Origin of the sequence: Bacillus sp. S71 (genome assembly GCF_016625265.1) — a bacterium.
Taxonomy (GTDB): Bacteria; Bacillota; Bacilli; order Bacillales; family Bacillaceae_G; genus Bacillus_A; species Bacillus_A cereus.
The window spans coordinates 326,812-344,755 of the sequence record NZ_JACVUW010000002.1 but is presented as its reverse complement, the minus strand read 5'-3'; the positions used below and the strand labels follow the sequence as shown (position 1 = coordinate 344,755).

Below are 17,944 nucleotides of genomic sequence, written 5' to 3'. Positions count from 1 at the left end.
CTCTATAGTAAGAAAATAAGATTTATTTTTCTCATAGAAAAAACCTGAGACCGATTTCAAATCGACTCAGGTTTTTTTATTGGTTATATGCTTTTAACTAGTTCAACAACTTCTTCAGCAGTTGACATCATTAATGCTTTTTCTGCTAATGTTTCCATTTCTGCTTTTGACAACTTGCTTAGTTGTGTTCTTGCAGGAAGAATAGATGTTGCACTCATACTGAACTCATCTAAACCTAATCCTAATAATAATGGGATAGCAAGTGAATCGCCTGCCATCTCACCACACATACCAGCCCATTTGCCTTCTTTATGAGCAGCATCGATAACCATTTTTACAAGACGTAAAATAGATGGGTTATATGGTTGGTATAAGTATGATACTTGTTCGTTCATACGGTCTGCAGCCATTGTGTATTGGATTAAATCATTTGTTCCGATAGAGAAGAAGTCAACTTCTTTCGCGAATTGATCTGCTAATACTGCTGAAGCTGGGATTTCAACCATCATACCAACTTCAATAGAATCAGAAACAGTTGTACCCGCTTCTACAAGTTTCGCTTTCTCTTCTAATAAAATTGCTTTTGCTTGACGGAACTCATCAAGAGTTGCAATCATTGGGAACATAATTTTTAAGTTACCGTATACGCTAGCACGAAGTAATGCACGAAGTTGTGTACGGAACACATCTTGCTCATCAAGACATAAGCGAATTGCACGGTATCCTAAGAATGGGTTCATTTCTTTTGGTAAATGTAAGTATGGAAGCTCTTTATCTCCACCGATGTCAAGTGTACGAACAACGACTGGTTGACCTTCTTTTACACCTTCAAGAACTGCTTTATACGCTTCGAACTGCTCTTCTTCTGTTGGAAGATTGTCACGACCCATGTATAAGAATTCTGTACGGTATAAGCCAACGCCTTCTCCGCCATTATCGATAATACCTTGTACATCATTTGGTGTTCCGATATTTGCAACAAGCTCAACATGATGTCCATCACTTGTTACAGTAGCTTGGTCTTTTAATTTTGCCCATTCAGTTTTTTGCTCTTCAAATTTCGCTTTCTTTTCTTCAAACGAACGAAGAGTTTCTTCTGATGGGTTTACAATTACTTCTCCATCTAAACCGTCAATGATAACGATATCGCCGTTTTGGATTTTCTCCATAACAACTTTCGTACCAACAACAGCTGGAATTTCCATAGAGCGAGCCATAATTGCAGAGTGAGATGTACGTCCACCGATATCAGTAGTGAAACCTTTTGCATACTTACGGTTTAACTGAGCTGTATCAGATGGTGTTAAATCTTCAGCAATAATGATTACCTCTTCAGAAATTGTACCAGGATTTGAGAAGTTAATCCCTAGTAAATGTGCAAGAACGCGTTTTGTTACGTCACGAATGTCCGCAGCACGTTCTTTCATATATTCGTTATCCATGTTTTCAAACATAGAAATAAACATTGATGCAACTTCATCCATTGCAAATTCAGCATTTACTTTTTCGCTATTTACTTTATCTTTTACTGGGTTTACTAGTTCTGGATCATTTAACACTAATAAATGTGCTTCAAAGATCGCAGCTTTGTCAGCACCTAGCTCAGCAAATGCGTGGTCCTTAATAGCTTCTAATTCAGTTTTTGCTTTCTCAAGCGCAGCGTCTAAGCGTGCAATTTCTGCAGCTTCGTTTGTAATTGATTTCTTTTCGATGTTAAATTCAGGATTTTCAAGTCTGAAAGCCTTTGCAATAGCAATCCCACTTGATGCAGCGATCCCTTGAATGTTAAGAGTCATTATTCTCCTAATCCTTCGTTTTTCATAGTTTCTTCGATAGCTGCTAGTGCTTGAGCTGCATCATCACCATTTGCAGTGATTTTAATTTCTGCGTTTTGTTGAATGCCTAAAGACATAACGCCCATGATTGATTTTAAGTTAACGTTCTTTCCGTTATACTCTAAGTTAATGTCAGAACCGAATTTGCTTGCAGTGTTTACAAGTAGAGTTGCTGGACGAGCATGAATTCCTGAGTCGCTAGTTACTTTAAAGATTTTTTCCATGATAATTTATCTCCTTTAAATTACAGTTTTTTTTAGTTGTATAGACGTGAGTACTACATCATCTATTGTATATAATAGGCGATGTTCGGTCAACCACATCGCCTATTATAATTATAAACATTTTGCGTCAAATTCCTACTGAATGTCAATAATAGCGGTTTCGCCCTTCTTAACATTTCCATCTTTTTTCAATTCGACTTGTTGCCCTTGTTGTAAGTTTGTAAATACAATTGGTGTAATGATAGATGGTGCATTTCCTTTTACAAATGCAAGATCTACTTTTAATAATGGTTGGCCTTGCTTCACTTTATCACCTTGTGCTACAAGTGCCTCGAATCCTTCACCATTTAATTTTACAGTATCAATACCAAAGTGGATTAAAATTTCTTTTCCACCTTCAGATTGAATACCAATCGCATGTTTTGTAGGGAATACATTGACAATTTCACCGTTAACTGGAGAAACTACTGTTCCTTCAGTTGGCTCAATTGCAAATCCGTCTCCCATCATTTTTCCTGAGAATACTTGGTCAGGCACTTCTGTAATTGGTAAGATTTTCCCTTCAATTGGTGATACAATTGTTTCATTTTCATCAACTTTTTGAGGAGTTTCTTCCACTTTTACAGGTTCTTCTTTTTCAACATGAGGTGTACGACCTGACATTATATCATGAATTTGTGATTTTAATGTGTCAGATTTCGGTCCGAAAATAGCTTGAATGTTATTTCCAACTTCAAGTACACCAGCTGCTCCAAGTTCTTTTAAGCGGTCTTTGTTTACATTCTTTTGTTCGTTAACTTGAACACGTAAACGAGTAATACAAGCATCTAAAGAAGCAATGTTTTCTTTACCACCAAGTGCTACTAATACTTCACGAGGAAGTTCGCCTGCTTCTGTTTTTCCTGCACCGTCATTCGCATTTGCCTCTTCACGACCAGGTGTTTTTAGATTCCATTTACGGATTGCAAAGCGGAATCCGAAGTAGTAAATAACTGCTAGTACAAGACCAACAATAATTACCCACCACCATGCTGTACGGCCTGGTAGTACACCGAATAATAAGAAGTCAATTAAACCACCAGAGAATGTCATACCAATTTTAACACCTAAAATTTGCATTGTCATAAATGATAGACCAGCAAATACAGCGTGAATTCCGAATAATACTGGCGCTACGAATAAGAATGAAAATTCAAGTGGCTCTGTAATACCTGTTAAGAAAGATGTTAATGCTGCAGAACCTAAAATACCTGCTGCTAATTTTTTATTTTCTGGACGTGCTTCATGGTACATTGCTAAAGCTGCTGCTGGAAGACCGAACATCATGAACGGATACTTACCAGTTGTAAATGTACCTGCTGTTAATTCTACACCGTCTTTCAACTGTGCCATAAAGATTTTTTGGTCACCACGGATTAATTCGCCAGCTGCATTTGTATACTGACCGAATTCGAACCAGAACGGTGAATAGAAAATGTGATGTAGTCCAAATGGAATTAATGAACGTTCAATTAAACCGAATATAAATGCTGCGATTGTTCTATTTGCATCAATCATTTGATGTGAGAACGTGTTTAAGCCACCTTGAATGTATGGCCAAACGAAGCACATGATAATACCTACTATTAAAGAGAATGTTGCAGTTGCGATCGGTACGAAACGCTTACCTGCAAAGAAACCTAAGTATGATGGTAATTCAATGTTGAAGTATTTATTATAGCAATATGCCGCTACTATACCGACGATAATACCACCAAATACCCCTGTTTGTAGCGTTGGAATACCTAATACGTTTGCATACGCTGGATCTGCAAATCCAATTTTTACTGGGTCTGCTCCAGAACTTGTTACTTTCACTAGCTTATCTACTTCTAAGAACACACTCATCGTTTTGTTCATAATTAAGTAGCCGACGAATGCTGCTAAACCAGCTACTCCATCTCCACCAGCTAAACCAATTGCTACCCCAACTGCGAATAATAATGCAAGGTTAGCGAAAATAATATCACCAGATTGTTCCATAATTTTTGCAACCATTACGAACCAATCTGCTTTTAAAGCAGGAATAACATTTGTTAACTGTGGATTTTGAAATGCATTACCAAATCCAAGTAAAATACCTGCCGCCGGTAAAATCGCTACTGGAAGCATTAACGCTTTTCCGACTTTTTGAAGAACACCAAAGATCTTCTTAAACATGGAAACCCTTCCTCTCTTATCTATATTGATACCTTCCGACAAACGCCAAAAAGACATGAGGAAAAAAAGATAGAACGATAGCTATACAAAGGGTAGTATATCCCTTTCTCTAGCTTACATTCCTTACTTTTCTCCACTCATGCCTGATCGAATCAGTAACACGTGTCAAAAATAGGTTTACGTATAAGTTCACTATAATTAAGGCAAACGTTTTCGTTACTCACCTTAATGTGTTTGTCGAAATTTGTATAACTTTGCAATAGTTATTATACATAACTATTGTAAGCGATTCAATCATTTTTTTTAACGTTTTCATTTTAGACAAAAATATATGACTTATTACACATGCTCTGCCTTTACTAAGCGTTGCAAGTGCATCGTTAAATAAATACTTTCAGCTTCATATACAGGTAGTTGCAACTCTTTTTGCATGACCTTGACTAGCTTCCAAGCTACGTTATAGCAAACTGGATACTCCGCCTTTAGTAAATCAGCAAAACTTTGCGATTCTTCTACTTTTTCTCCTTTTTTCACCCTCTCAATAGCATATTGAAGATGACGAATAAGGCGTAAATAATGAATGCTCTCTTGATCTAATGTAATTTCTAAGTTTGTCTCAATTAAAGATACAAGTTGTGCAATGAGACGGGAGTTTTGATTAACTGAAGATAAATCAGAATTTGTAAGCGAACTGTAAATGTGAAGTGCAATAAAACCAATTTCTCCTTCTGGCAATGTAATTTGCAAACGAGAATTTAAAAGTTCTACAACACCTTCCGCAATTTCATACTCCTCTGGATAGAGCATTTTTGTTTCAACTAAAAAAGGATTATCAATTGTAAGTCCTTGTTTTAACCTTTTAATTGCAAATGAAATATGATCTGTTAACGCAATATGAATATGTTCATTTAGTGGAGATTTCGCTTTTTCTTGAATGTACAGCATAATATCGTTCATCAATTCAATTAATTTTTCACTAACATGCGGCACTAATAATTTATATTGTTCACGATCACGTTCATTTTTTAAGACAAACATTTTTTCGATTTGTTCTTGCTCCAATACATCTTTCGCTTTTTTCCCAAATCCAATTCCTTTACCAATCACTACTACTTCCTCGTGTTCAGGATGGCTAGCAATGATGACATTATTATTTAAAACTTTTTTAATTTCTAGATAATTATTCATATAACACCACCCTCGTACTTAAATAGCCTACTTTTATGTTACAGAATATTCTTCTTTGTCGTCAATGTAAAACATCTGCCATTTAATAAAAATTCATTTTTTAGACATGTTTATATATGATGCGTATAATGTAAGAGCAACTGTACATAGAAAGGAGATAACAGCATGATTAAAATGTTTGTAAGTGATATCGATGGTACAATGATGCAACACGGAGGTCTTATTGATGAACAAGATGTTGCGGCACTACGCAGCCTCGCCGAGCAAAATGTTATTCTTTGCTTCGCTTCCGGAAGACTTGATAATGAAATTGCAGACTTAATGAAAGCTGTAAATACAAATTTTCATCGTATTAGTGTAAATGGTGTTTTTGTATATACACATGAAAATAAACAACTATTATCTGCAACTTTTGATTCCAGCATACTTCCCGATTTGTTAGCTATGACGAATGAAAATCCTTATTTCCGTTATGTAAGTGATGAGCATAATTATTACATTGAAGAGAAAACACCTTTTATTCAAGAACTTGAACAACAAGTAACAATGACTTCTGTTGAAGAACCAAACTTACTACAGAAGATTGATGATACAATTTTCCCAAATAAAATTTCTGTCGGTGGAACAAAGGAGAGCTTACAACTCCTTCAAAAAAAAATTGATGAAAAATTCCACGGGAAAGTTAGTACTTTCATCTCAGCAGAACAATGTTTAGATGTAATGCCACCGAATGTTAGTAAAGGCTCTGCCATTTCTGTTTTATTAAATGAGTTTGAAATAAAACCTGAGGAAATTGCTTGTATAGGGGATTCTTACAATGATATTCCTATGTTTTCTTTAACTCCTCACAGTTTTGCTATGTCGCAAGCAGATGATGCAGTAAAAAAACACGCTCACTATGTAGTAAATCACGTCAAAGATGCTGTTAACCACGTAATTGCTCATAATAAAAATACGACTCATTCCTTATAAGGATGAGTCGTATTTTTATTTCTTTACATGTTATCCATTTTCATTTCGACTGTACTTCACAAACTGAAATATACTATTTGTTACGTGCGATATTCGTAATAAATTTATAACGATCTCCACGATAAATACATTTCACGTACTCTAGCGGTATCTCACCTTCTGAATATGACCATTGACGCATTACAAGTACAGGCGCCTTTTTAGGAATATGCAGATGTTCAGCTTCATTTTCCGTCGCAACAGAAGCTTCAATTGACTGAGTAGCGCTAACAAGTTTAAAGCCCAGTTTTTTCTCTAAATGTTCATATAAAGATTGTTGCAATATCTCTTCGTTAATATCTTTTACAAGAGCTGGCGACAAATATGTCGTCTCAAAAGCAATCGGTTCATCATCAGCTAAGCGAATACGCCTCACTTCATAAACCGATTCCCCCTCCTGTATTCTCAACCGGTCTGCTATTTTAGCAGTAGCTGGAACTAGGCGGAAACTAAGTAATTGACTACTTGGGTTCATTCCACGAGAAATCATATCTTCTGTGAATCCCGTCATTCCTTGCAATTTTTGTTCCACTTTCGGAAGTTGGACAAATGTTCCAATTCCACGCTTCCGATATAAATAGCCTTGTTCCACTAAATTATTAATCGCCTGTCTGATTGTCATACGACTCACTTCGAACTTATCACAAAGTTCATTCTCAGATGGGATTTTATCTCCCGGCTTCCATTCGCCGTCCTCAATTAGCTGTTTCACCCACTCTTGAATCTGATAATAGATCGGAAATGGTGAATACTTGTCGATGTTCATCAGCAATCGCCTCACTGCATAAAGATAGAGCTTCTTGATCTGCGATTACGGTTACATTCGGATGACGTTGTAAAACTGTAGCCGGACACTCTTCACTATATTCACCTTGCAATAATTCTTTAACAGCTTCTGCCTTTTTAGAACCCATAGCAACAAGTAGAACTTGTTTCGCTTTCATAATGCTTCCAATTCCCATTGTAATCGCATGAGTTGGCACATCTTCTTCTTTTTCGAAGAAGCGAAGGTTTGCTTGGCGTGTAGATTCTGTTAATTCAACAATGTTCGTTGGAGAATTAAACGGTGTTCCTGGCTCATTAAATCCGATGTGACCGTTTTCACCGATTCCAAGAATCTGTAGGTCAACTGGGTTAGCAGTTAGAATGCCCTCGTAACGTTTGCACTCTTCCTCTAAATCACTTGCCATCCCGTTTGGTACATAAGTTTGTTTAAATGGAAGATGATCAAACAACTGTTCTTGCATGAAATAGTGATAGCTGTTTTTATCTTCATGTGGTAAATTTACGTACTCATCTAAGTTTACAGTGGTTACACGGCTTGTATCAAGTTTATTTTTTCGCATTTCTGCATAAATACCTAATGGAGAGCTTCCTGTAGCCATTCCTAATGTTGGATTTTCTTTTGTTTTTACAACTTCTTCAATTAATTTATAACCTGCTTCGGCTAGTTCTTCTGGAGTTTTTACAACAAGAATATTCATTTAATTACTTCCCTTCCTTCATATGAATTCCTAAACGAACCGTATCATATACATGTAAATCTTCATTCATCACAACAAAGTCTGCATCTTTTCCTACTGCTAATGCACCTTTATTATTTAATCCAAACTCTTCTGCTTGGTTAACTGATGTCATCAGTACTGCATCTTCGATTGAACAACCCGTAAATTCAATTACATTTCGGAAAGCTTGATCCATTTTTAGAATACTACCAGCTAACGTTCCATCTTCTAATCGAGCACTACCATCTTTTACATGTACTGGCTGTCCGCCAAGCTCATATAATCCATCTTCAAGACCTTTTGCGCGCATTGCGTCAGTAATAACACTTACTTTTTTCGGTCCTTTTAACTTATATGCTAATTTCACCATATCAGGGTGAATATGAATACCATCTGTAATTACTTCAACCATTACATCTGGATTTAATAACACATGACCAACAACTCCTGGTTCACGGTGATGTAATCCACGCATTTGATTGTATAAATGTGTCGCATGTGTAATCTTTCTATTTTTTAGTTGCGCATCAATTGCATCTGTATGCCCCATTGTGCCCACTACACCAGTTTCAGCAAGATATTGTTCAAACTCTAATGCTCCCTCTTCTTCTGGTGCATATGTTACTAATTTAATTAAATTCCCACTTGCTTCTTGCCATTGTTTAAATTGCTCAATATTTGCAGGAACGATATGTTCAAGTGGTTGTGCACCTGCACGTTTCTTTGAAACATAAGGTCCTTCTAAGTGAATATATTCGAAATGCGCTCCTTTTTCTTTTGCTTCTTTCGCAGCAGTTAGCGCTGCTTCAATTGCCTCTGGAGCTTGTGTCATTGTTGTCGGGAAGTAAGTTGTAACCCCTTCTTTTAACATTTCTTTACCTAGAGTTACTAACCCATCGCTATTTGCATCCATCGCATCAATATCGTATCCACCATGAATATGAACATCGATCATACCTGGAATTACAATCTTCCCTGTAGCATCAAAAACAGTTTCATTTTCTTGTGGTACATATTGAGCCATCAAACCAATTTCTTTAATGGTTTCTGCGTAACGGATAAATCCGTTTTCCACTATTTCTTGACCTGTGTAAATTTTGGCATTGATGACAATTTGCGTTTTCATTTTCATCGATCCTTTCCCATGAAATACCTACTTGTTATTATTACCTTATTCGCCTAGTTCCATCTTAATATATGCACGAGTAGTTGTCTATACATTCTAATGAAATTTCCTTTTTATTCAACAAAAAAGGAAATTTCTTACGTCCCTTATAATTATAATATATATTATTCATTTTTCCAAAAAGGGACAGTATCCACCCCTAATATAGAAATCACTTCAACAATGGCATTAACCCGCTAGACTCTAACATAACATGTTCACCATCTGTTTCTATTTCTACTGTACGTTTATTCGTTCTATATACCATTATACCGTGCCTTTTTAAGCGTTTTACTACACTTTGATGAGGATGTCCATACGGATTACTACTCCCGTAAGACAGAATAGCAAACTGCGGTTCCACTTTTTTTATAAACGTTTCACTTGTTGAAGTATACGAGCCGTGATGCCCCACTTTTAAAACATCTGCATGTACATCAAATTGTTTTAATATTTCATGTTCTGTCCGTACATCCGCGTCACCCATTAATAAAAAATCCGCTTTTCCATATCGCACCTTTAAAACAATTGAGGATTCATTATTTTCATCTTTTGATTTCCCATTGTTTAATACTTGTATAGAAACATGTGGATCCAGCGGTATATATTGTCCTTCCTTTACTGAAACGAAAGGTATCCCTCTTTTTTTAATATTATTCCGATATGTATGATAAGTAAGAGAACTATATGTTTTTCCGCTATCTAATATAAGCGATACCGGCATTTGCTCTACAATTGGAATTAGCCCCCCTATATGATCCATATCAGGATGGGTACTGACAATTACATCTAAATGATTAATCCCTTTCTCAATTAATTTCTGAATAATAACCTCTCCTGCTTCATAAGGTCCTCCATCAATTAACATTGTTTGTCCGTTTGGCATTATGATAAGTGTTGCATCACCTTGCCCCACTTTTAAAAAGCTCACTTTCATTTTACTAAGATGTTGCCGATGCATATGTAAAGGAGACGTAGTATGAATAGACATCATATACCTTTTAGCTGATGCGCTATTTAAAGAAAAACATAATAAAACAGAAACTAATAATAGAATAATCCGCATACCTCTCATAACTCGTCTCCTTTTTTCATTTAGTATGGCACTGTAAATAATTGATATACAAAAAAAAGCTTAGCAAAATGCTAAGCTTTTATTTCGATATCTCTTGTAGGGAACCGAAGAATAAATCCGCTTCATTCATTTGTTCATTCTCTTCAGAAAGCGGCGGTAAATCATCTAATGTTTTCAATCCAAATGTGTCCAAAAATTCTTTTGTTGTTCCGTATAAAATAGGACGCCCTGGTCCTTCTGCTCTTCCCATTTCTTTTATAAGTAAATGTGAAACCAACGTTTGTAACGCCTTATCGGTTTTAACTCCTCTAATCTCTTCCATTTCAGTCCTTGTGATTGGTTGACGATATGCAACAATCGCTAACGTTTCAAGGGCAGCTTGTGAGAGTGAAGCAGCTGTTGGTGTATCTATTAATTTTTGATAATATGAAGCATGTTCTTTCTTTGTAGCAAAACGATATACTTTTGCATACTGTACAATTTGCAAACCACGGTTTGCACCTTCACATTCTTGTTGCATTTCTTCTAAAATATTAATTACTTCATTCATTTCAATTTCAAGAACTTTCGCTATTTGTTCTGGATAAATCCCTTCATCACCAGAAACAAATAAAAGGCCTTCAATAATTGACTTTTGTTCTTTCCTATCCATTTCACGAGCTCCTTCCTTCTATTTTCCCATAAAAATACACATCAAAAAACCGAATCACAATCAATGCGTTCGGTTCAATATTTCTTCTCTTGTTCCAAACGATACATTAAAACATAGCATGAGATAAAGTGTTTCTATCCCAATTTCATATACTTGCTCTATGCAGATTTATTAGAGCTTGATACGAAAATTTCATCAAAATTATGTTCTTGCTCAATTATGATTTGTTGATTTTTCATAAGTTCCAGAACTGCTAAAAATGTTACAACCATTATTTCACGTTCATCATCAACAAACAAATCATGAAAACTTTGGCGACCACCCTTTATTTTTAACTGCTTTAAAATATCAGTCATTCGCTGTTCAATTGGTATTTCTTGACGAGTAATACGTGTTGTTACAGGTTTTTTTGCCTTTTTACGGCGCATTAATTTTTGAAATGCCGCTAGCATATCATATAACGTAACATCAAGAGGCAAGCTTGTCTCTTCTTCTTGTTGCAACGATGTAAAGTCAATTGGTGGACGTGTATATAGCTGTGCTCTTTCTTGTTCTCTTTCTTTTAACTCAGTAGCAACTTGCTTATATTTCTTATATTCAATTAACCTCTCCATCAATTCTTGACGAGGATCATCTATAAAATCATCACCGTTATCAAGTACATCTTCTTCATGTTTCGGCAACAACATTTTACTTTTAATTTGTAATAACGTTGCGGCCATTACTAAATACTCACTTGCAACATCTAATTGCAGTTCTTTCATCGTATGCACATAAGATAAATATTGCTCTGTAATATCTGCTACAGGAATATTATATATATCAATTTCATAACGATGTATTAAATGTAACAATAGATCTAAAGGCCCTTCAAAAGCCTCTACTTTAAAATTATATTGCACAAAGCATCCCACCACATTTTTTCTATAACAACATAAGTATAGAGCATACTCATGTTCTATCCAACCTTTTTAAGAAATTTAATTAAAAATAGACCGATGCCTATGTCATCATGCCCACCACTTCATATGATAACAGTGTAGTAAGAACAATGTAGGAGGTCAAAAAACTATGGGTCACGTTGATTGTGGTTTTAGCGGTGGGTTCGCATTACTTGTTGTACTGTTTATTTTGCTAATTATTGTAGGAGCAGCTTGCTTCTGCTAATATGAACAATAACGGCTAGGGGGAAATCTCCTAGTCGTTTATTGTTCATATTTCTATGATACACTTATATGTATAACCGTTAGATAGGGGCGAGAAAACATGTATCCTACCGAATACATACAATTTTTAATTCATTTCCAAGGAGATTACGACTATTTTGAATGCCACGAAATACTAGAAGAGTACTGGAAGACAAAACCAAGAGGAAATCGTGATCATTACTTAGTTGGTCTCATTCAAATTGCAGTTTCTTTATACCACCAAAGACGTGCTAACTGGAATGGTTCCACAAAAATGATGAAAAGCGCAATCACAATTTTAGAAAAAAGCGGTGTGTCTTTACAACGTTTAGGAATTAATCAAGTACAACTTCTTTCCTTGCTCAATGAAAGATTGCAATCTATCCATAAAAAAGAACGTTTTGTACCTTTATTTTTACCCTTATCAGATCCATTGTTAGAGAAGCAGTGCATAGAGTTATGCAAAAAACAAAACCTCTCTTGGAAAGACTTGAATGCTATTCCAAGTGAATATATTATACACAAGCACACTTTGCGTGATCGCACAGAGGTCATTACTGAACGAAACGAACAATTACAAAAAAGAAAGCAGAGATAATAAACTACTTATCCCTGCTTTCACGAATGTATATTTTGTTCTAGCCCTTTACATTTTTCGCAAAAACTTGCTGTTTGCTCATTTCCGCAAATTGTAAACTCAAGAAATTTACTCTTTAACTCTTGAACCATCTTCGTTCCAATCCCCACATGACGGTGAGACGGATTTACACTTAAATGCTGAATTTCTAATACTTGATTCTCTTTTTTTACAATCCCCATTATTCCAACAAAATCTTCATTTTCTTTCCACAAATACAATTGCCAATCATCTTTTGCTTCATATTCTTTCATTGTCAATTGTAATGTTTTCAAATCTTTTTCAGTTGGCATAAACGAAAGAAGCCCCATTGCGATTTTTTCATAACTTTTTTTAAAACGAATTAACATAACCCTTATCCCTTCTCACAAAAGTTACAAACTAGTAATCCCCTCAATCACTCTTTTCATATCACATTCATTTTACAATATTTTCAACAGAGTGAGAAGAGTCTAAAACAACTTGATAATCATACAAAGCGAAAAGAAGAAAGTCAAATCTATGTTTCAGCACTATTCCTTTAATAAATAGAGTGAAAAAAAGAAAATTTTATATAGAATGAAAAGAAACATATCATTCAACATCACTTCATTCATAGTTACCCTAAAGCAGCACAATTCTAGCAAAATTAATATAACAAAAAGTATTTGTGGAAACATATAATGTAATGTATTCTATGTAATTTGTTAAAGGTTTGTTCTCACAAGCAATATATTTTAGCAACAATACTACTTGTATGATGCTGCAGAAGAAGTACTCAATCTCATTAAAAATAAAAAAGAGAGCAAAAGCTCTCTTTTCCCTTACCTTATTCTTCCCAAACTTTAACTTCTTTCATTACATCGCCTTGACGCATTTTTAATACTGTTTCAATACCGCTTGTTGCTTTACCAAATACAGTATGAACGCCATCTAAATGTGGCTGTGGCTCATGAACAACAAAGAATTGGCTACCGCCTGTGTTACGGCCAGCGTGAGCCATAGAAAGTGATCCTACAAGGTGTCTATGAGGGTTTCCATCAGTTTCACATGGAATAGAGTAACCTGGACCACCAGCACCTGTACCTGTTGGGTCTCCACCTTGGCTTACGAAGCCAGGAATAACACGGTGGAATGTAACACCGTCATAAAATCCTTGCTCTGCTAATTTTTTAAAGTTTTCTACTGTTTTTGGCGCTTCTTCTGGGAAAAATTCCAATTCGATTTTTTCACCGTTTTCCATTAATATGTATCCTAAAGTTTTCATATGTATATGTCTCCTTTCAACTATCTCAGCACTATATTACCACATTCATGACTAGAAACAAAAAGAATCCGACAATCTAGATACTTCTTTTTTGAAATGTGGAAAAAGCTAGGTGACAAATAAGAAATATATACTATAATAACTTTGTTGCCCGAAAATTTTAGAAAGAGAAAGGGAGCGGTTTTTCGTGAAAACGAAATTATTAGCTCTGCTATTAGCTGTAACGGTATTTATGATGCCAACAGCTTCATTTGCAGACATCATCGAGGGAGAATCAATTGTTACACTAGGAGAGAACTTATCCGAACAACAAAAACAAGATCTGTTAAAAGAAATGAAAGCACCGAAAGATGCTACAATTATCACTGTATCTAATGCGGAAGAACATAAATTTCTAGAAGGCATTGTTCCAAAAGCACAAATTGGTACGAGAGCAATTTCTTCTTCTATGATTACATACACAAAACCAGGATCTGGTCTTATTGTACGATCAAAGAACATTAACTGGGTAACAGATGCAATGTACACTAACGCTTTGATTACAGCAGGTGTAAAAGATGCAGAAATTCAAATTACTGCACCTTTTAAAGTTTCAGGAACTGCAGCTTTAACTGGATTAATGAAAGCATATGAAACTGCGTCCAATAAACCAATTCCGGAAGAAGTTAAAAAAGTAGCGAATGAAGAAATGGTACAAACAGCCCAGCTTGGTGATAAAATTGGTGAAGAAAAAGCAGTTCAACTTGTTGCAAAAATTAAAGAAGAAATTGCAAAAGAACAGCCAAAAACAACAGAAGATTTACGTTCATTAATTAAAAAAATTGCTGATCAACTCGGCATTACATTAACAGATGAACAGTTAGATAACCTAGTAGCGTTATTTGATAAAATGAAGAATCTTAATATCGATTGGAATCAAGTTGGTAGTCAATTAAACAAAGCAAAAGAACACGTTTCTGCCTTTTTAGGATCTGAAGAAGGACAAAGTTTTCTAGATAAAGTGAAAGATTTCTTCTCAAGTATCATTGATTTTGTTAAATCTTTATTCAAGTAAAAAAGAAGCCCGCCAGTGACGGGCTTCTTTTTTATACAAGTAACGGTAATTTCATAACAGCCTCTTCAACCGAACGCACTATATGATTTGCTTTCTCCTTTACATATGGATGGGCATGATGAAGAGTAAATGAATGCGGGGTTACTTCAAACATAGAAATATCATTGAAGGAATCTCCAATACAAGCAACTTCATTTGCTTCAATTTGCAAATGGTCCATTAGTCGCTTTAGAGCACTCCCCTTACTCACGCCTCTTGGCATAATATCAACATAGCGTTTACCTGATATAAAAACTTCCGCTTCGCCTTGAAACATATCTCGTAGCTCTTGATCTAACGTCACAATTTTCTCTTCTTCTCCAAAAACAAACAATTTTGCAGGGTGTACAGTCTTACCAAACTCTTCTTCTAACGCTTCAATTTCAGCGATATGCACGCCCATATACGCTTCAAAATTATGGTGATGTTCATTTTTCCTTTTTGTATATCGTTGCTCATTTGCACAAACAATATCCGCTAGTCCTTTTTTATGTATATATCGATATATTTCCTGGGCAACCGTATTTTCAAAACTCGATTCATGAAATAAATTCCCATTTGGAAGTAACATTGTCGCTCCATTTAAGCCAGTTGTGTAATATGGGAATGAAAACCTTTTTACAACTTCATCAATTCTGTGTGTAAAGCGGCCAGAGGCAAAACAAATATTTGTCCCTTTCTCAGCTAACCAACACAGCGCACGTTCATCTTCTTTTTGCATATGATTCACATCGTAAACGAGCGTGTCATCTAAATCACTTACAAATAATTTAATCATGTCCTCTTCCCCTTCCATACACAATATCTACTCTAAGTGTACACAAAAAATGTTTGATTTTTGTTAAAAAACAATAAATTTTTACTAAAAAAAATAAACGGGTGTATAATCCCGTTTATTTTTGTCTTTTTACATTTTGAGGTCTTACAATACTTGGTCGTACTTTTAAACTAGACATCGTTGGACGGAGTAAAATTTTTGTTAACGCGCCCCAATCAAATGGTAAAAACGGCCATAAATAAGGTGTTTGTAAACTTTTTATAGACGTTAAAAATAAAATTAATATCGTCATACCAATTACAAATCCCATCTCATGGAAGAGACCTGTTAAAATAATAACAAACAATTTCCCAACCTTATTCCCTAATCCTAATTCATAACTCGGTGTTGCATATGCACCAATCATCGAAACCGCTACATACAAAATTACTTCTGGCACAAACAAACCTACATCAATTGCAATTTGACCAATTAATATGGCGGAAATCAACCCTGCTGCAGACGATAATGGGGTTGGAGTATGAATAGCAGCCATCCTTAAAAACTCAAGTCCGACCTCTGCCATTAACACCTGTAATAGGATTGGTAAATGCGTCATCTTAGTCGGTCCAATAAAAGCAAGATTTGCTGGTAAAAGAGTTGGATCAAATACAAACACTAACCAAAATGGTAATAAAAATAACGAGAATATAACACCTAAAAAGCGCACCCAGCGTAAAAATGTACCGACAGCTGGATTTTGTCTAAACTCTTCTGCATGCTGTAAATGGTGAAAATATGTTGTCGGTGTAATCATAGCACTTGGCGATGTGTCAACAAGTACTAACACATGTCCTTCTAGTAGATGATTTGCTGCTACATCTGGCCTTTCTGTATATCGAATAAGCGGGAATGGGTTATAGCTTTGCTTTACAACAAATTCTTCTACTGTTTTATCCGCCATCGTAATTCCATCTACATCAATGTTATTTAATTCTTGTTTTATAATCTTTACTAAATCTGGATTTGCAACATCTTGAACGTATGTAATACAAATATCCGTTTGTGATCTATCTCCTACTCGAACCATTTCATTTCGAAGTCGTGGATCTCGAATTCTCCTACGAATTAACGCTGTATTTACAACGATATTTTCAACAAATCCATCCCTCGCACCGCGTACTACCTTTTCGGTATCTGGTTCTGTCGGTGTTCGCCCTGGATAACTACGAACATCAATCGCGAACGCTTCCGTTTCACCTTCCACAAATATCACAATGAGCCCTGATAATACTTGGAGCATTACCTCATCCATCGTTTTCACTTTGCTTACTTGTTGATGGATTAAGCGATTCTCTAAAAGCTTCACTGTATCTTCTTCTACATCCCTTATCTCATTTGTATCCACCGCTTCTTCTAAAATAGGGATAATATAATTTGTATCACAAAGTCCGTTTACAAATAACACACCGATTTCTTTATTCAAAATTTGAAATTTACGAATGCCAACATCGTATGTAACGCCTAGTCCAACTGTCTGCTTTAAATAATTTTCATTATCACTTATGAAAGTTGATATAGGGATATCCACTTTTTTAGGCTTCGTCATAAAAACCACTCCTTTCCAAAATTAATTGAATCGCTTTTCTAGTAATAGGTGATCCCCTCTCCCATTCATCATTCCCGCACATCTTACCAATGTCACCGACTCCAACGATGACAGGAACATTCAAGTCATCTAAACAATAAATTGTATCTCCGCTAATTCTGCCAATTTCACCATCTGGAAGTCCAAATTTATCAACACCGTATTCGGTTAAATTTCCGTTCCGATCTACACTTACATCTACACGTGCCCATTCCCAATGATGCGTATTAGACGCTACCGCTAAAATACCGAGCACATCAATTTGTTTATGGGTAGCTACATATTTTAAAGCCTTTTCACCAGATCCTTCTCCAATAAATCCACTGTCATCAAACATGACAAATACAGGGTCATATGGCGTTTGCATAATAAGCTCAACAACTTTTTTCCCTGTCAATTTGGTTGGATTACTTTGTGATGCTGAAATACACCTTCCCCCAAATTCCTTTGTTAAAAGCTCAATTGTCCGCTTTGCATATTCATCTCCATCTGTGACCAAAACAACCCTTCGTCTCATTTGAT

General features: G+C 35.6%; 19 protein-coding genes. 4 read left to right on the top strand and 15 right to left on the bottom strand.

Annotated elements, in window-relative coordinates; translation table 11 throughout:
* Positions 1–83: 83 nt before the first annotated feature.
* From ptsP to glcT, 4 genes are all read right to left on the bottom strand, one after another.
* Positions 84–1,796, bottom strand: coding sequence for a phosphoenolpyruvate--protein phosphotransferase (gene ptsP / locus IBT51_RS05300; protein WP_000174216.1), 1,713 nt, complete (start codon positions 1,794–1,796; stop codon positions 84–86).
* Complete coding sequence (ptsH, locus tag IBT51_RS05295; protein ID WP_000411080.1) at positions 1,796–2,059, bottom strand: phosphocarrier protein HPr; 264 nt, start codon at positions 2,057–2,059, stop codon at positions 1,796–1,798. The genes ptsP and ptsH overlap by 1 nt, the downstream gene beginning before the upstream one ends.
* Positions 2,060–2,194: 135 nt before the next feature.
* Complete coding sequence (gene ptsG / locus IBT51_RS05290) at positions 2,195–4,258, bottom strand: PTS glucose transporter subunit IIABC (protein WP_016080402.1); 2,064 nt, start codon at positions 4,256–4,258, stop codon at positions 2,195–2,197.
* Between the two features lie 339 nt (positions 4,259–4,597).
* Complete coding sequence (gene glcT / locus IBT51_RS05285; protein WP_001067322.1) at positions 4,598–5,446, bottom strand: glucose PTS transporter transcription antiterminator GlcT; 849 nt, start codon at positions 5,444–5,446, stop codon at positions 4,598–4,600.
* Positions 5,447–5,611: 165 nt separating this feature from the next.
* Between glcT and IBT51_RS05280 the strand changes: the two genes are divergently transcribed.
* Positions 5,612–6,418 (top strand): Cof-type HAD-IIB family hydrolase, encoded by an 807-nt coding sequence (locus tag IBT51_RS05280; RefSeq protein WP_000594249.1) that lies wholly within the window; start codon positions 5,612–5,614, stop codon positions 6,416–6,418.
* 73 nt (positions 6,419–6,491) lie between these two features.
* On the opposite strand, the gene IBT51_RS05275 is transcribed toward IBT51_RS05280, so the two are convergent.
* From IBT51_RS05275 to scpA, 6 genes are all read right to left on the bottom strand, one after another.
* Entirely contained in the window at positions 6,492–7,223 is a 732-nt protein-coding gene (locus tag IBT51_RS05275; RefSeq protein ID WP_014894892.1) for a GntR family transcriptional regulator, read from the bottom strand.
* On the bottom strand, positions 7,153–7,941 hold the full coding sequence (gene nagB, locus IBT51_RS05270) for a glucosamine-6-phosphate deaminase (protein ID WP_001024208.1): 789 nt from the start codon (positions 7,939–7,941) through the stop codon (positions 7,153–7,155). Before nagB ends, IBT51_RS05275 begins: the two co-directional genes overlap by 71 nt.
* Before the next feature lie 4 nt (positions 7,942–7,945).
* Positions 7,946–9,088: an N-acetylglucosamine-6-phosphate deacetylase gene (nagA, locus tag IBT51_RS05265; RefSeq protein ID WP_001987227.1), complete on the bottom strand. Its 1,143-nt coding sequence runs from the start codon at positions 9,086–9,088 to the stop codon at positions 7,946–7,948.
* 211 nt (positions 9,089–9,299) lie between these two features.
* Complete coding sequence (locus tag IBT51_RS05260; RefSeq protein ID WP_001214828.1) at positions 9,300–10,202, bottom strand: ComEC/Rec2 family competence protein; 903 nt, start codon at positions 10,200–10,202, stop codon at positions 9,300–9,302.
* Between the two features lie 79 nt (positions 10,203–10,281).
* On the bottom strand, positions 10,282–10,854 hold the full coding sequence (gene scpB, locus IBT51_RS05255; protein WP_000375171.1) for a segregation/condensation protein ScpB: 573 nt from the start codon (positions 10,852–10,854) through the stop codon (positions 10,282–10,284).
* Between the two features lie 158 nt (positions 10,855–11,012).
* Positions 11,013–11,756 (bottom strand): segregation/condensation protein A, encoded by a 744-nt coding sequence (scpA, locus tag IBT51_RS05250; protein ID WP_001199751.1) that lies wholly within the window; start codon positions 11,754–11,756, stop codon positions 11,013–11,015.
* Positions 11,757–11,925: 169 nt separating this feature from the next.
* On the opposite strand from scpA, the gene IBT51_RS05245 reads away from it, so the two are divergent.
* Both IBT51_RS05245 and IBT51_RS05240 read left to right on the top strand, forming a co-directional pair.
* Entirely contained in the window at positions 11,926–12,021 is a 96-nt protein-coding gene (locus IBT51_RS05245) for a YjcZ family sporulation protein (RefSeq protein WP_000510194.1), read from the top strand.
* Positions 12,022–12,120: 99 nt separating this feature from the next.
* Positions 12,121–12,639 (top strand): DUF309 domain-containing protein, encoded by a 519-nt coding sequence (locus IBT51_RS05240; protein WP_000283610.1) that lies wholly within the window; start codon positions 12,121–12,123, stop codon positions 12,637–12,639.
* A gap of 20 nt (positions 12,640–12,659) precedes the next feature.
* On the opposite strand, the gene ribT is transcribed toward IBT51_RS05240, so the two are convergent.
* Together ribT and IBT51_RS05230 are read right to left on the bottom strand one after the other, a co-directional pair.
* Positions 12,660–13,028: a GNAT family N-acetyltransferase RibT gene (gene ribT / locus IBT51_RS05235; protein ID WP_025118450.1), complete on the bottom strand. Its 369-nt coding sequence runs from the start codon at positions 13,026–13,028 to the stop codon at positions 12,660–12,662.
* Between the two features lie 458 nt (positions 13,029–13,486).
* Positions 13,487–13,924, bottom strand: coding sequence for a peptidylprolyl isomerase (locus IBT51_RS05230; protein WP_016080395.1), 438 nt, complete (start codon positions 13,922–13,924; stop codon positions 13,487–13,489).
* A 187-nt stretch (positions 13,925–14,111) separates the two neighbouring features.
* Between IBT51_RS05230 and IBT51_RS05225 the strand changes: the two genes are divergently transcribed.
* Positions 14,112–14,978, top strand: a complete 867-nt coding sequence (locus tag IBT51_RS05225) for a DUF1002 domain-containing protein (RefSeq protein ID WP_000850513.1) — start codon at positions 14,112–14,114, stop codon at positions 14,976–14,978.
* 31 nt (positions 14,979–15,009) lie between these two features.
* On the opposite strand, the gene IBT51_RS05220 is transcribed toward IBT51_RS05225, so the two are convergent.
* The 3 genes from IBT51_RS05220 to spoVAEA form a co-directional block, all read right to left on the bottom strand.
* The gene (locus IBT51_RS05220; RefSeq protein WP_200458047.1) at positions 15,010–15,813 is read right to left on the bottom strand and encodes a Cof-type HAD-IIB family hydrolase; all 804 of its coding nucleotides are present in this window, start codon (positions 15,811–15,813) and stop codon (positions 15,010–15,012) included.
* A gap of 97 nt (positions 15,814–15,910) precedes the next feature.
* Positions 15,911–17,383, bottom strand: a complete 1,473-nt coding sequence (spoVAF, locus tag IBT51_RS05215; protein WP_000165595.1) for a spore germination protein SpoVAF — start codon at positions 17,381–17,383, stop codon at positions 15,911–15,913.
* Positions 17,370–17,939, bottom strand: coding sequence for a stage V sporulation protein SpoVABEA (gene spoVAEA, locus IBT51_RS05210; protein WP_001254416.1), 570 nt, complete (start codon positions 17,937–17,939; stop codon positions 17,370–17,372). The genes spoVAF and spoVAEA overlap by 14 nt, the downstream gene beginning before the upstream one ends.
* Between the last annotated feature and the right edge of the window lie 5 nt (positions 17,940–17,944).